A 14,171-nucleotide genomic window follows, 5' to 3' on the forward strand; every position below is an offset into this window, starting at 1 on the left:
CCCAAGGAGGAGACGCAGCATGAAGGCGCTGATTGTGGACGATGAAATCTATGCCGTCAAAGGATTGATGGCCGGCGTATCCTGGCAGGAGGCCGGGATCGACGAGGTCTATGAGGCCTACCATGCCGACATGGCCAAGGAGATGCTGCGGAAGCATGACATCGACATCATGATCTGCGATATCGAGATGCCGGAGCAGAGCGGCCTGGAGCTGATGGAGTGGGTGAAGGAAGAGGGGATGAGGCTGGAGACGGTCGTGCTCACCTGCCATTCCGAATTCCGCTATGCCCAGAAGGCCCTTCAGCTGGGGGGAAGCGATTATATTCTGAAGCCGGTCATTTACCGGGAGCTGGAGCAGGTGCTGCAGGCGCTCGGCCGCAAAGTGGAGGAGCAGCGGCAGGCTGACCACGAAGGAGAGCGCTACCACCAGCTGGCGGAGCTGTGGCAGGGACAGAAGCCGCTGTTGACCGAGCGGTACTGGAAGGATCTGCTCGATGGCCGGGAACGTCCCGACGCCAGCTGGCTGGAGCGGATCAGGCTGGCCGCGGATGTCGACGCGCAGCTCATCGGCACCATCCGCCCGCTGCTGATCAGCGTGGAGAATTGGGAGAAGGATATCGATGAGCGGGATGAGCGCGTCATGGAGTTCGCCCTGCGCAAGGCGGCGGAGGAAATTTTGCTGGAATCGCTCCCGGGCGCCGTCGTCGAGGATTACCGGGGCAACAGCCTGATTCTAATCTATGAGGGAGGCGCGACCGCGCAGCGGCTCGAGGAGCTGTGCGACCGGTACCGGGAAGCCTGCAGAACCTATTTCTACTGCAAAATGTCCGTGTATATCGGAGACGCGGTTCCGCTCAAGAATCTCAGAGGGGAATATCTCGGCCTGCTGCATGAGGAATACCGCAATGTCAGCATTTCCTGGAGCAGCATTCCCGCCGGCGCCGCCAGCCGCGGGGAGCGGCATGCCGACGCGCTGCAGCCCGATTCCGGGGCTCTCCTGGAATGGGCGGACCTGCTGGAGCAAGGCGGTATCGAGTCGATGAGGGCAAGGCTCGAGGAGCTGCTCATGCCCGGCGCGGCCGTGACGGTCGAGACGCTGACCGCCTATGCATACGGCCTGATGCAGGCGGCGTACTTGACGCTTCACCGCAAGGGCTTTCCCGCCTTCATGCTGCATCAGTACCGGGAAGACTTCGACGTCAGCGCCGCGACCCGTTCCGTGCAGCGGTTCCGCGCCTGGTCGGAAGGCATGCTCGGCCAGATCGGCGTCCTGCTTCAATCCCGCCGTTCGGAAAGTCCCGTCCTGAGGCAGATCAAGGCGTACATCGCCGACCATATGGACCGCGACGTGACCCGGGAAGAGCTGGCCGAGCATGTGTTCCTCAATCCGGCCTATCTGTCGCGCTTGTTCCGCAAGGAGACGGGCAAGGTGCTGACCGACTATATCCTGCAGGAAAAGATGCGCGCCGCCGCGCAGAGGCTGACGGGGACCGACGAGAGCGTAAGCGCGATCGCCGCCGGTCTCGGCTACGGCAACTTCTCGTACTTCGCGCGGCTGTTCCGCAAGGTGTACGGCAAAAATCCGCATGAGTTCCGCAAAATCGGAACCGACAGCAGCGCGACACCCGGCGCTTGAAGGGCCTCGCTTGCCGCTGCCCGGACCGCGGCAGGAATTGCTCGAGCACGATACGGCATGGATTCCGCTGATTCGGTGGAATCCATGCCATTCTTTTTCATCTAGGCCCAAAGACCCGGATTCAAATCGTCATTCCAGAAGGATTTAGGCGAACCTCCCTTTATATGTCATAACAAATATGAGGAAAATAAAGGGAATCAAAGCGATAAACGATTTAAACCGCTTTCATAGGACTAATTCATTATATACATCTATCAAATATTCCTATACCCTTTTATTTGTCATAACAAATTAAAGGAAAAGGAGATGGATGCACGCATGGAAATCCAGACGGCGCGAAAGCCCTCGGCCGAAGGTTTTTCCCGCCGGCTCGCAGAGATTGGAAAACAGCTGAAGCGAAATATCGGCTTGTACCTGATCATCGCACCGGCCTTTTTTTATTTCGTCATCTGGCATTTCTGGCCGTTGTATGGAATTCAGATCGCATTCAAGGACTACATGCCCGCTCTCGGAATTACGGGAAGCCCCTGGGTAGGGCTGGAGCATTTCACCCGCTTCTTCCGCACCTTCTTCTTCTGGGACATTCTCCGGAACACGCTCGGCATCAGCGTTTACGGGCTGATTGTCGGCATACCGGCTCCCATCATCCTCGCGCTCATGTTCAACGAGATCAGGCGCAAGCGGCTGCGCAGCGTCGTGCAGACGATCTCCTACGCGCCGCATTTCATCTCCGTCGTCGTGGCGGTCGGCATCCTGTTCTTCTTCATCTCCCCGACTACGGGCGTCATCAACGGAATCATCACCCGCTTCGGCGGCTCTCCGATCGATTTCATGGCGAATCCGTCCCATTTCTGGCATCTGTTCGTCTGGTCCGGCCTGTGGCAGTCCATCGGCTGGTCGTCCCTCATCTATACGGCCGCGATGGCGGGCATTCCTCCGGATCAATATGAAGCCGCATACATAGACGGGGCAAGCCGCTTCCGGCGCATCTGGCATGTGACTCTTCCCGGCATCATGCCGACGATCATGATCCTGTCCATCATGAGCATCGGAGGGGTGATGAACGTCGGCTTCGAGAAGGTGCTGCTCATGCAGACCGACATGAACCTCGCCAAATCCGAGGTCATCTCCACGTACATGTACAAGAGCGGAATCGTGGAGGCCCAGTACAGCTTCTCCGCAGCCGTAGGCCTGTTCAACAACGTCGTCAATTTCATCCTGCTGATCCTGTTCAACGCCATCGCCAAGCGGGCCGGACAGACCAGCCTCTGGTAAGGAGGAATCCGCATGGATACCATCAAGCAGACGCCCGGAGAAAAAGCGTTCGAGGCCGTCAACCTGACGCTCGTGCTGCTCATTACGATCATACTCTTGTATCCGCTCTTATTCGTCATTCTCGCCTCCGTCTCGGATCCGCGAAGGATCTACGATACGTTCCTGCTGGTCTGGCCGCAGGGCTTCAATCTGGAAAGCTACAAGGCGATCTTCGAGAACGGCGATATCTGGATCGGCTACCGCAATACGATCCTCTATACGACGGTCGGCACGGCGATCAATGTGTTCATGACGATCCTGGGCGCTTATCCGCTGTCGCGCCGCCGGTTCTACGGCAAGAACGTGTTCACGTTCCTGTTCACGTTCACGATGTTTTTCAGCGGCGGCCTCATCCCGACCTACCTGGTCAACCAGTCGCTCGGCATCCTGAACAGCATCTGGGTGCTTGTCCTTCCCGGCGCCATCAGCGTGTTCAACCTCATCATCATGAGGACCTACTTCCAGACCCAGATTCCGGTCGAGCTGGAGGAGAGCGCGTTCGTCGACGGCTGCAGCGACTGGCGGCTGCTCTTCAAAATCGTGCTGCCGCTGTCCATGCCGATCATCGCCGTCATGATCCTGTTCTACGGAGTCGGGCACTGGAACTCCTACTTCGATTCTCTGATCTACATGACGGACAGGGACAAATTCCCGCTGCAGCTGTTCCTGAGGGAAATCCTCATCAAAAACAGCATGCAGGACATGCTCGGGGTCGCGGTGGACGAGCAGTACAGCCAGCGGATGATGGCGCGCGAAGGGATCAAGTACTCCATCGTCGTCGCATCCTCGCTGCCTCTGCTGATTCTTTATCCGTTATTGTCAAAATTTTTTGAAAAAGGAATTCTCGTCGGCGCGATCAAAGGCTAGACGGCAGACAGGCAAGTCTGCCCTATAATGCGACAGGGGGAATAGACGTGAAAAACGCATGGGTGAAACAGGGATTGGTCGGAGGGCTCGCCGTGGCGATTCTGGCCGGCTGTCAGTCGGGCGGCGGCGATTCCGTGGGGAGCGGGGATAGCGGAAGCGGGGGCAAGGAAGGCAAAATTACGCTCAAAATGGCGCGGGACAGCTTCACGGACGTCCATCCGGCTTCGAAGGACCTGTGGATGTGGAAGAAATACGAGGAAAAGACCGGCATCCATATCGAGTGGGAAGAGATTCCGGGCGAGAGCTCGGCGGAGCGCAAAAACGTCATGCTCGCCTCCGGCAAGCTTCCGGACGCGTTCTACCAGACCGGCTTCAGCAGCTCCGAGCTCGTCAAGTACGGGGAGCAGGGCTTGTTCCTTCCGCTGGAGGACCTCATCGAGCAGCATGCTCCCAATCTAAAGCAATGGTTCGAGAAAAATCCGGAGGTCAAGAAGGCGATCACGATGCCGGACGGCCATATTTATTCCTTGCCGTACATCGATACGGCCCTTCCGTACCGGTCCATACGGCTCTACATCAACAAGACCTGGCTGGACAATCTCGGCTTGCAGGTGCCCAAGACGACGGATGAGCTGCAGGCGGCTCTCAAGGCGTTCAAGGAGAAGGACGCCAACGGCAACGGGGATCCGAACGACGAGATGGGCTGGGTCATGCCGACGGGCTTTATCAACGGCATGTTCGAGCGGCAGCTGTACGGCAGCTTCGGCATGGGGAACGGAGGCTACAAGGGGGCGGCAAGCTGGATCTACAAGGATTCGGACGGCGAGGTCAAGCTCATCTTCAACGATCCGAAGTACAAGGAGGTGCTGCAGTACCTGAATGGACTGTTCAAGGACGGCACGCTGCCGCAGCTCAACTATTCCGGCTATGAATACGCCCAGTGGGCGGCCGACGGCTCGGCCGGCAAGGTCGGGGCCTTCTCCTGGGGAGATCCGCATTATATCGGCACGATCGGAGCCAAGGACTATATCGGCATCAACGTGCTGGCCGGGCCGCATGGGGACAAGGTCGTGAACTGGATGGATCCGATGACCCGGCAGACGTCCTCGTTCACAATCACCAAGTCCAACAAGCATCCGGAGGAAACGATGGAGTGGGTCGATTATTTCTACGGCGAGGAAGGAAGCAAGTTCGGCTACTTCGGCATCGAGGGAGAAACGTACACGATGGTGGACGGCAAGCCCCAGTACAGCGAAGAAATCCGCACTTACAAGGGCGGCGTCCAGCTTGGAGCGTTCCAATACGTAGACAACGTATATGGAGGCGGCTACCCGTACGCGGAGCCTGATATGGAGCTTCGTTCCGCCGTGAAGGGCAAGACGGTGGACGAGGACTTCAAGACGAATGCGGCGGAGCTCGAGCAGTTCCTGCCGGAGGAAGTGTGGCCCGAATTTTCCCCTACTGCGGAGGAAGCCAAAAAGCAGGCGGCCATCTTGACCGACATCAACAAGTACATCCAGCAGATGAGGGTGAAATTCGTCACGGGCCAGGCCGACTTCGGCAGCGGCTGGGATGAGTATGTCGCGACTTTGGACAAAATGGGCGCCCAGGATTATTTGGCGATCAAGAAAGGCCAGTATGAACGCTATCAAAGCGTGAAGTAGCTGAGCAGGCAGACAAGCGGCGGAGCCGGGTCCGGACGCCGCCTCCTTCCGGGGGCGGAGCGGCTCCGGCTCGTAGCCGGTTGAGCTGTTTTCATGTACAATGAAATCACGACAACGGGCTTCGCCGGCAGCGGCACAACCCGGTGCTTCAAGGGCAGGATGTGAATAATGTCAGTGAGCAAATCCCAGAAACCGCTCTATTCCGTCATCAAGGATGAGCTGCAGTCCAAAATCGATCAGGGAGACTATCAGCCGGATCAGCAGCTGCCGACCGAGAACGAGCTTTCGTCCCTGTACAGCGTCAGCCGGATCACGACCCGCAGAGCGCTGGAGGAGCTGGAACGGGAAGGCTACATCTACCGGATTCAAGGCAGCGGCAGCTTCGTGAAGAGGGCGGAGGCGGCGCCGGAGCGCCAGACGCCGGCTCCGCTTTCATTTGCGGAAGTGGAGCCGGGCCCGATCATTTCCATGATTCTGCCTCATCTCGATGAAGGAGCCATGGTCGGTTATATTCGCGGAGCCTCCGATTACCTCAACCGGCTCGGCTATCACCTCAGCGTGCATACGAGCAACAGCGATCCGGCGCTGGAAGAAGAGCTGCTGGAATCGATGCCGGGCCGGGGCAGCTCGGCCGTCATCCTGTATCCGCTCAACGACTCCTGCAGCTTCGAGCGGCTCAACCGGCTGTACCTGATGGATTTTCCGATCGTGACCATCGACAAGGAGATGCCCGGCATGCCGATTCCCTCTGTCGTCTCCGACAATTTCGGAGGCGTGTACGAGGCGGTATCCCGGCTGATCGATCTGGGCCATCGGCGCATCGCCTTCTTCAGCAATGCGGCCATCGAGTCGGTCTCCTCGGTGCGCAGCCGCTACTTCGGGTACTGCAAGGCCATGAAGGACCGCGGGGTTCCCATCCTTCCCGAGCTGGTCCGGCTCGGCGCGAGCAAGGAGCTGAAGGCAGCCGGAAAAACCGCCTTTTTCAGCGGGCTGCTGAACGGCTACCGGGAGAACGGCATTACGGCCGTGCAGGTGGAGAACGACCTCATCGCGGTCCAGCTTCTGCTCTATGCCCAGCAGCTGGACATGCGGATTCCCGACGATCTGTCCATCTTCGGGTTCGACAACAATCCGATCTGCGAGATGCTGCATATTCCGGTGGCGACAGTCGGGCAGAATTACGACGAGATCGGCCGAACGGCGGCGGAACTGCTCATCCGAAGGCTGCGGCAGGGTCAGGCCGGCACCGGGCAGCATGTCGTTCCGGTCAGCCTGATCGAAAGGAAATCGGTCCATCGTCTTGCCTGAAAGCGGCTGCAATTCCGCTCTTCCGGCCGTTCCCAATGACTCCCGCTCCCGGCGTCTATACGCCGGGAGTTTTTTTTGCTATTGTTGGGTGGTAAATGCCTGCTTCATTTTCATTCGCGGCATTATTTACCATAACTAACTTTTTTATATTACTTATGCTTGCCCTGCAACCTTTCGCGCCAGGCGCGCGTCAGTACGGGTGCAAGAGAGGGGGAACCTTCGTGGTAGAGCCTGGTCTCATACGAGCCGCTCAACAGGGCGATCGCGACGCTCTCGTGTCCCTATTGCGCGAAATAGAAAATCACGTATATCGGACGGCCTATTATATACTGGGCAACGAGCAGGACGCGCTGGACGCTTCCCAGGAAGCGCTCATTCGCATTTATACCAAAATTACTTCCTACGAGGAAAAAGCACAGTTCAAGACATGGGTGCAGAGAATCGTCACGAACATCTGCATCGACAAGTTCCGGCGCACCAAGCCCGTCGTGTCCATCGAAGAGCATGATATGGTCTTCCGGGAGAAGCAGGACGTGGAAGAGGAAGTATTGTCCGCCTATGCGGCCAAAGATATTCGAGAAGCAATCGACAAGCTTCCGGATCACCACAGAGCCGTTGTCGTGCTCCGTTATTTGCAGGACTTCTCGTACAACGAAATCGCGGATTCCCTCGATCTTCCGCTGAATACGGTGAAATCCTATTTATTCCGGGCCAGGCAACAGCTTCAGACGCTGCTGCATGACTATCAGAAAGGTGGTGTCCGAGGATGACTTGTCAAGAGGTGGTAGAGGTTATGAATCGATATTTGGACGGCGATCTTGACGAGCATGAACGCGTGCTCTTGATGGAGCATCTCAAGAACTGCCCGGACGACCAGGAGCTGTTCGAGCGCCTTCAGAGGCTCTCCGAAGAGCTCGAGGAACTGCCCAAGGTCACGCCGCCCTTCAGTCTGGTGGATTCCATCCTGCCGCAGCTGGCCGAGATCGACGCGCTGCGGGATGCCAAGGCAGCCCAGGCGGCGGTCATGGACGAGGAGTGGACTCAGGCGGAGGAAGCCGCTGCCGCTGAAGGCGGCTCGCTCGGCTCGCGCCGGGCTTCGCGGAAGCGGACGGGCTGGCTCGGCCGGAGAACGGCTGCATGGGGAGGGGCGACCGCCGTTGCGGCGGCGGCCATCATTCTCGCCGTCAGCCTGAACGGTCCTCATCCGAACAGGCAGACCGCCATGCTGGAATCCAAGGCGCCTGCCGCTGCGGGGAACGCCTCGGAGTATTCTGTTCAGGAAGCTGCGGATACCGGTGGAGCGGCCTTGAAGTCCGTGGAAGAGGGGACGGGATCAAGCGAGCCCGCCACATCTCCGACGGCGGTCTCCGACGGCAGCCGCGGGACGGGAGGCGGCTCGCGCACGAAGGCGTCGACGTCTCCACCCCCGTCGGCCAGGGTCGGAGGCATTGGGGGAGCGAGCGGGTTCGACAAGGCGGATCCGAACATTTCCGGCTCTGCGAACATGGGAGGACCATCCATGGGAATCGCCCAATTCCCGAGCCCTCCGGCATCTCCATCGCCGGGCATGGAACAAGGAATCGCCGGCCAAGGACTTGCGGCTTCTACTGCATCTCCGGACGGCAAGTACAGCTACACGGTCACCGGCACACTGCTGGAAGTATTCGACAGCGGGGACAAGAAGCTGGCGGAGCTCAAGATGGACGGCGAGCTTCAGGGCTCTCCATCCTGGAGCTCGGACAGCACGACCCTTGCGGTCGAGGTCAAGGACAGCTCCGGAGCCGTGAAGAAATTCAAGATCGTAGCCGCCGAGGGCACCGTGGAGGAGCAAAAATCCTGATCGGCGTACAAGCACGAACCGCGGGGCATGCGCGTATGGTATAGAAGGCGGCATGCAGGCGGGACGGAATGCTCGTTCCCTGGCATCGTATGACCATCCCGCAGAGGCACCATGGGCTTCTGGCGGCGATGTTTATATAGATGTACGGCAAACAGAGGCAGGCAGAGGAAGGCTTCGTCGGAGACGGCGAAGCCTTCCTCTGTTTGGTTGCGGTGCCGGAGGAGGAGGCATTATTCCATTTCTTCGGCAGCAACAGCCGTATTTGGACGCATGGCCATTGCTCCAGCCGGAAGGCTCTGCGCCAAATAGGAGGCGCTGCCCTTGCCTAAGCAGGAGGTTGTGTCCTATGATGGGACGACATGAGCATGGAGGAGGGACTGGCATGGAAGCCAAAGACGCCGTGAAGGATATTCGGGCCGGCAGGATTGCTCCCGTATATGCCGTCTTCGGGAAAGACCGTTACCGGATGAGCCAATTCGCGACGATGCTGACGGAAAAGCTGCTGGCGCCGGACGAGAGGGAGCTTGGCATCGTCCGGTACGACATGTCCGAGACCTCGCTGGAGGAAATCATCGGCGAAGCCGAGACGCTTCCTTTTTTTGTGCCGAAGAAGATTATTCTGGCGAGGGATTCGAGCTTTCTGTGCGCGGCGGCAAAGGAAGGGAAGGTGGAGCATAAGGCGGAGCGCTTCCTCTCGTACATGGAGCATCCGAGCGATACGAGCATCATCGTCTTCCTGGTCCAGGCAGACAAGCTGGATGAGCGCCGCAAGGCCGTCAAGCTGCTCAAGGAGCGCAACCTGCTCGTCGCCTTCCCGGAGCTTACCGAGAGCGAGCTGGCGGCCTGGATCATCCGCAGGGCGAAGGATCAGAACCGCAGCATAGGCGAGGAGGCGGCATCGCTGCTCGTCTCGAGAGCCGGCACCGGCATGCAGGCGCTGTCGCAGGAGGTGGACAAGCTCTGCCTGTTCGCAGGGGAGGAAGGAAGCATCTCCGTCGAAGACGTCGCCCGATTGACAGCCTCGACGGTCGAGGAGGATGTGTTCGCCCTGATCGATGCGATGGCGGAGCTGAACATGGACCGGACGCTGACGATCTATCGGGAGCTGCTGCTGCGGCGGGAGGAGCCGATCCGCATCGCCGCTCTCGTCGCCAGGCAGCTGCGCATCATGCTGCAGATCAAGGAGCTGGAGCGGCATCGCTATTCGCCGCAGCAGATGGCCGGCCAGCTGGGCCTTCATCCCTACGCGGTCAAGCTGGCCGCGGAGAAGGCGCGCAAGTTCGAGACGGCCGTGCTCGGCGAGCATCTATCGGCGCTCGCCGAGCTTGATTACGCGATGAAGACGGGGCGCATCAACAAAGAGCTCGGATTGCAGCTGTTCTTTCTCTCCATGGGAACCGGATTGAAAAGCGGGCGGGCATGAAGAGCCGCGTCGATAGAAAAAAGAATTGCTGAGCGCAGCAATTCTTTTTTCATTTCGCGCGATCCTGATGGTGGAACCGAGGAGCCCGTCCGGGCAAACGAAAAACAGCCCTTCTCCAAAAGGAGACGGGCTGTCAGCTTGTCCTTAAGCTTGCGCCGAAATGGCGTTGAGCTTTTTGGCCAGGCGGGATTTTTTACGGGCAGCAGCGTTTTTATGGATCAGGCCTTTAGTAACGGCTTTGTCCAGCTTTTTCGTTGCGACGATCAGAGCAGCCTTGGCTGCTTCCGCATCGGTACCGGTAGTCGCTGCGTCAGCTGCTTTGACAGCCGTGCGAAGCGCGGATTTTTGGGAAGCGTTCAGAGCGCGGCGTTTCTCGCTCGTTTTCACGCGTTTGATGGCGGATTTGATGTTTGGCACTTGTGGTTCACCTCCTACAAAAGGGGATAAGACCCCATACTGCAACACAACTTAAAATATCTTATCATGCACATTGCCAAATTGCAATACGAACGACTGGATAAAACATGCTGGCCGCATAAAACGAATCCGGGATCAGCAAGCTAATGGCAAATCGTGCAGAGGAGCGTTGGCGCATGAATCATGATTTGGATTTGGGACGTTATGCGGTTCACACCGACCTGGCGCTGGAAGCGAAGCAAATGGCCGAGGAGTCGAGCGGAGGGCCGATTCCCGGCGTCCACTCCGAGACGACGGAAGACGAGGGCATCACGATCACAAGGCTGACGGTCGAGAACGAGGCGGGCTCGCGGGCCATCGGCAAAGTCATGGGCAAATATGTCACCTTCGAAGTGCCCGAGCTGCGGACGCATGATTCGGAGCTAGGAGATCGCGTCGCGACCTCGTTCGCCCAGGAGTTCGAGCGCTTCCTGCAGGAGCTCGGCGTCGCCAAGGACGCGAACGTGCTCATCGTCGGGCTCGGCAACTGGAACGTCACTCCCGACGCCCTCGGCCCGCTCGTCGTAGAGAATACGATGGTGACGCGTCAATTTTTCGAGCTGATGCCGGATCAGGTCGCTCCGGGCTACCGCTGCGTAAGCGCCGTCGCCCCCGGCGTGCTCGGCATTACCGGCATCGAATCCAGCGAGATCATCCAGAGCATCGCGGAGAAAACGAAGCCGGGCCTCATCATTGCCATCGATGCGCTCGCTTCCCGGTCGCTGGACCGCGTGAATACGACGATCCAAATCGCGGATACGGGCATCCATCCCGGATCCGGCATCGGCAACAAGCGCAAGGGACTCACGAAAGAAATACTCGGTGTTCCCGTCATCGCCATCGGGGTTCCGACGGTCGTTTACGCCTCGACAGTCGTAAACAGCGCGTTCGACATGATGAAGGAACATTTCAAGCAGCAGGCGGGCGATACCGGGCAGTTGATGGGAATGCTGGATCAGCTCGGGGAGACGGAGCGGCTCATGCTCGTCAAGGAAGTGCTTTCGCCGCTCAAGCATGACCTGCTCGTGACGCCGAAGGAAATCGACCAGTTCATCGAGGATATCGCCAATGTCATCGCCAGCGGACTCAATGCGGCGCTGCATGACGCGGTGGACAGCTCCAACGTGGCCGCATATACGCATTGATCGATCCGCGGGATTCCGACCGGGACGCTTTCTTAGGGAAGCTGTCCCGGTTTTTTCATTGCGTCCGCTTGAATTCGATGTAGTCGAGGCGATTGTTGATCTGCAGCAGCAGCTGCCTGGCCATATAGTCGGAGGAGAACTTGAAGCCGGTACCGGCCCAGTACATGACGACGCCGATCGTCGCGGAGGCGAGGTAGCTGTACATGAATTCCCGATCCACCTCGGGATCCTGCTCCTCCACGCTCAGCTCCAGGTCCCGTTTCATGGCGTCCTTAAGGACGCGGTTCATGTCTTCCCCGAGCCCTCTGTCGACCGCCAGCAGCGCCAGGAAGGTTTCCTTGTTCTGCTCGACATGCTGGAACAGAAGCAGGCTGGAAGGATAGATGTCGGCGGCGCCGACTCCGCTCATCCCCGGATAGGGCCCGAGAATAAGATCGGCGAACTGCTGGAGGAAGTCCAGCCGGATTTCCTCCAGCAGCTCTTCCTTGCCGGCGTAGTGGTTGTAGAAGGTGCCGCGGTTGTAATCGGCTTCCTCGGCGATCTCGAGAATGGTCGCCGCCTCGTAGCCTTTTCTCCGGATGATCCGGATCAGGGCGGACTGAAGGGCTTCGCGGGTTCGTTTGGCTCTGCGGTCAAGCTGTTTGTCCATGCGCGGCGAGACTCCTCTCTGTCGAATGTCTGTCCGTCCAGTATAGATGCGGGGCGGCGCTCAAGGGAAATGCGCTCGGATATGCGACATTCCCGGGCCGAATGTGCAAGATTGCCGAATTGGGCGACAGCTGGATTGCGGCTGTCCACTAGGCGACAAAGCGGGCGGAGCCTGCTTATTGCGGCATTTTATCACCAGGCGTATGCTTGATCTGTAAGCGGTTAACCGATATCGGTTCAAGCGGGTCCGCCCAGCCGGAACTGCCCCAAAAATCTATCGATAAGGAAGCGATCCTATATGTCCGAACAAACGAAAACAGCCGTCATCACGGGAGCCGCGGGAGGAATCGGCAAAGAGCTGACGCGGCGTCTGGCTCAGCGGAACCTCAATCTTGTCCTCGTCGATCTCAAGGAGGAGGCCTTGCAGGCCGTCATCGCCGAGCTCGGCCTCGACAGCGCCAAGACGATTGCCGTAGCGGCGGATGTCTCGAAGGAAGAGGATGTCCGGAACTACGTCGAACGGGCGGTGGAGAAGTTCGGCACGATCGATTATTTCGCCAACAACGCCGGCATTGAAGGAGCCGTGGGCAGCATCGAGGACCAGAGCGTCGCCACGCTTGATCTCGTCTACAGCGTCAACGTGCGCGGAGTGTTCCTCGGCCTGCAGCATGTGCTTCCGGTCATGAAAAAGCAGAAGTCCGGCGCGGTGCTGAATACATCGTCGCTGGCAGGCCTCATGGGCGCTCCGGGCATGTCTCCCTATATTATGTCCAAACACGCCGTCATCGGACTCACCCGCGTCGCGGCGAACGAAGCGGCCGGCTACGGCGTCCGCGTCAATGCGGTGCTGCCGGGCACGATCAATACGAACATGATGCGCCAGATCGAGACCAAATCGGGAGCTCCCGAAGGCTTCAAAAAAGCCAACGAGGACAGCACGCCGCTGGGCCGCTACGGCGAGCCGCAAGAGGTCGCGGCCGTGATGAACTTCCTCTTGTCCGATGAAGCGTCGTTCGTCACCGCATCCCTGTACACGGTCGACGGAGGCATGATGGGCCAATAACGGCCCGGATAGAGTTTTCCGAATAAAGAGTGACAGCCTGCTCCTGCCAAGGAGCGGGCTGTTTTTTTGCGCGCTTTTCCCGCTGCCGCCGGCTCCTCTCTCGAATGCGGTTCTATCATTTCCATTTTCCTCATAGAGTAGAAACAGTTGAGAGACCAGGATCCTGTTTTTCGCTTTCAGAACTGCATAACCGCTTTCGGGAGGAGAACCGATATGAAACGAATCATGGCCGTCAATCTGGGAAAAAGCAGTCTCCGCATCCGCGAGTTTCTCGCTGCGGGACGCACCTTCGTGCTGCTGTCGCTCTGCTCCATGATCATCTTCGTGCTGGCAGGTGCCGCTACGATTGTCCGCCATCAGGACCCTTCATCGCCGGCTTCCTCCATGAAAGGATTGGCATCCATGGTTTCAAGCGCCTTTCTGGCGGACATGCTTGGAATGGAGATGCCTGCGTTCCAGAGCAGCGGGCATGGCGAGAGCGTATCGACGCGGCAAGTGAGCAGCTTCGTGCTCCGCATGCTGACCGACGTGAATCCGGGCAGCCCTCGCAGCCTGCTGGCGGCCGGCCTGCCCGTCATGCAAAGCGGCGGCGAGAATCTGGCCGGCAAGGCGAGCGCGGCGGGCGACCAGACGCCGGCGCCGGAGGACGAGCCCGAGGCGGCTGCAGGCGATGATTCCGGCGAAGACGGCCATGATGCTGGCAGCGAGGACGATTCGCCGGTAGGTCCGATCGGAGTGCCGCAGGATGATCCGGCGGGCAGCGGGCAGAGCGGACCGGCGAGCGGCGGGGCCGGCAGCGGAGCGCCC

Annotated in this window: 13 protein-coding genes and 1 pseudogene; 12 read left to right on the top strand and 2 right to left on the bottom strand. The window is 59.0% G+C overall.

The annotated features are described in order from the left end of the window. The first annotated feature begins 19 nt into the window (after window positions 1-19). The 9 genes from PHU01S_RS22395 (at window position 20) to holA (ending at window position 10,052) form a co-directional block, all read left to right on the top strand. Window positions 20-1,636: a response regulator gene (locus PHU01S_RS22395; protein ID WP_127510047.1), complete on the top strand. Its 1,617-nt coding sequence runs from the start codon at window positions 20-22 to the stop codon at window positions 1,634-1,636. A 306-nt stretch (window positions 1,637-1,942) separates the two neighbouring features. Continuing rightward, window positions 1,943-2,911, top strand: coding sequence for an ABC transporter permease (locus PHU01S_RS22400; protein WP_048749987.1), 969 nt, complete (start codon window positions 1,943-1,945; stop codon window positions 2,909-2,911). Between the two features lie 12 nt (window positions 2,912-2,923). Continuing rightward, a complete protein-coding gene (locus PHU01S_RS22405) occupies window positions 2,924-3,817 on the top strand; it encodes a carbohydrate ABC transporter permease (RefSeq protein WP_048749986.1) in 894 nt (297 codons plus the stop codon). A gap of 47 nt (window positions 3,818-3,864) precedes the next feature. Then, complete coding sequence (locus PHU01S_RS22410; protein ID WP_127510051.1) at window positions 3,865-5,481, top strand: extracellular solute-binding protein; 1,617 nt, start codon at window positions 3,865-3,867, stop codon at window positions 5,479-5,481. A 168-nt stretch (window positions 5,482-5,649) separates the two neighbouring features. Beyond that, the gene (locus tag PHU01S_RS22415; RefSeq protein WP_232313107.1) at window positions 5,650-6,789 is read left to right on the top strand and encodes a GntR family transcriptional regulator; all 1,140 of its coding nucleotides are present in this window, start codon (window positions 5,650-5,652) and stop codon (window positions 6,787-6,789) included. 221 nt (window positions 6,790-7,010) lie between these two features. Further along, complete coding sequence (locus tag PHU01S_RS22420; RefSeq protein WP_048747286.1) at window positions 7,011-7,559, top strand: RNA polymerase sigma factor; 549 nt, start codon at window positions 7,011-7,013, stop codon at window positions 7,557-7,559. Continuing rightward, window positions 7,556-8,629: an anti-sigma factor family protein gene (locus PHU01S_RS22425; protein WP_084781352.1), complete on the top strand. Its 1,074-nt coding sequence runs from the start codon at window positions 7,556-7,558 to the stop codon at window positions 8,627-8,629. The genes PHU01S_RS22420 and PHU01S_RS22425 overlap by 4 nt, the downstream gene beginning before the upstream one ends. A 140-nt stretch (window positions 8,630-8,769) precedes the next feature. Continuing rightward, window positions 8,770-8,958 carry a hypothetical protein gene (locus tag PHU01S_RS26460; protein WP_049867711.1) on the top strand — a complete coding sequence of 63 codons (189 nt, stop codon included), beginning with the start codon at window positions 8,770-8,772 and terminating at the stop codon, window positions 8,956-8,958. Window positions 8,959-9,011: 53 nt separating this feature from the next. Next, window positions 9,012-10,052, top strand: coding sequence for a DNA polymerase III subunit delta (gene holA, locus PHU01S_RS22430; RefSeq protein WP_049867710.1), 1,041 nt, complete (start codon window positions 9,012-9,014; stop codon window positions 10,050-10,052). A gap of 144 nt (window positions 10,053-10,196) precedes the next feature. Here holA and rpsT read toward each other — a convergent pair whose 3' ends face one another. Continuing rightward, window positions 10,197-10,469 (bottom strand): 30S ribosomal protein S20, encoded by a 273-nt coding sequence (gene rpsT / locus PHU01S_RS22435; protein ID WP_021881778.1) that lies wholly within the window; start codon window positions 10,467-10,469, stop codon window positions 10,197-10,199. A gap of 176 nt (window positions 10,470-10,645) precedes the next feature. Here rpsT and gpr point away from each other — a divergent pair, with 176 nt between their 5' ends. Then, entirely contained in the window at window positions 10,646-11,653 is a 1,008-nt protein-coding gene (gpr, locus tag PHU01S_RS22440; protein WP_049867709.1) for a GPR endopeptidase, read from the top strand. A gap of 55 nt (window positions 11,654-11,708) precedes the next feature. Here the strand turns inward: gpr and PHU01S_RS22445 are convergent, their stop codons facing one another. Further along, on the bottom strand, window positions 11,709-12,302 hold the full coding sequence (locus PHU01S_RS22445) for a TetR/AcrR family transcriptional regulator (protein WP_048749444.1): 594 nt from the start codon (window positions 12,300-12,302) through the stop codon (window positions 11,709-11,711). A 297-nt stretch (window positions 12,303-12,599) separates the two neighbouring features. Here PHU01S_RS22445 and PHU01S_RS22450 point away from each other — a divergent pair, with 297 nt between their 5' ends. Both PHU01S_RS22450 and PHU01S_RS22455 read left to right on the top strand, forming a co-directional pair. Beyond that, window positions 12,600-13,364 carry an SDR family NAD(P)-dependent oxidoreductase gene (locus tag PHU01S_RS22450; RefSeq protein WP_048749441.1) on the top strand — a complete coding sequence of 255 codons (765 nt, stop codon included), beginning with the start codon at window positions 12,600-12,602 and terminating at the stop codon, window positions 13,362-13,364. 213 nt (window positions 13,365-13,577) lie between these two features. Continuing rightward, window positions 13,578-14,171 (top strand): annotated as a pseudogene (locus tag PHU01S_RS22455) (stage II sporulation protein P); the annotation flags it as partial.

Source organism: Paenibacillus humicus NBRC 102415 (assembly GCF_004000905.1).
Lineage (GTDB): Bacteria > Bacillota > Bacilli > Paenibacillales > Paenibacillaceae > Paenibacillus_O > Paenibacillus_O humicus.

Coding starts and splice junctions, on each gene's coding strand:
- PHU01S_RS22415 (WP_232313107.1), top strand. CDS start 5,650: ATGTCAGTGAGCAAATCCCAGAAACCGCTCTATTCCGTCATCAAGGAT.
- PHU01S_RS22425 (WP_084781352.1), top strand. CDS start 7,556: ATGACTTGTCAAGAGGTGGTAGAGGTTATGAATCGATATTTGGACGGC.
- PHU01S_RS22400 (WP_048749987.1), top strand. CDS start 1,943: ATGGATGCACGCATGGAAATCCAGACGGCGCGAAAGCCCTCGGCCGAA.
- holA (WP_049867710.1), top strand. CDS start 9,012: ATGGAAGCCAAAGACGCCGTGAAGGATATTCGGGCCGGCAGGATTGCT.
- PHU01S_RS26460 (WP_049867711.1), top strand. CDS start 8,770: ATGTACGGCAAACAGAGGCAGGCAGAGGAAGGCTTCGTCGGAGACGGC.
- PHU01S_RS22395 (WP_127510047.1), top strand. CDS start 20: ATGAAGGCGCTGATTGTGGACGATGAAATCTATGCCGTCAAAGGATTG.
- gpr (WP_049867709.1), top strand. CDS start 10,646: ATGAATCATGATTTGGATTTGGGACGTTATGCGGTTCACACCGACCTG.
- PHU01S_RS22450 (WP_048749441.1), top strand. CDS start 12,600: ATGTCCGAACAAACGAAAACAGCCGTCATCACGGGAGCCGCGGGAGGA.
- PHU01S_RS22405 (WP_048749986.1), top strand. CDS start 2,924: ATGGATACCATCAAGCAGACGCCCGGAGAAAAAGCGTTCGAGGCCGTC.
- PHU01S_RS22445 (WP_048749444.1), bottom strand. CDS start 12,302: ATGGACAAACAGCTTGACCGCAGAGCCAAACGAACCCGCGAAGCCCTT.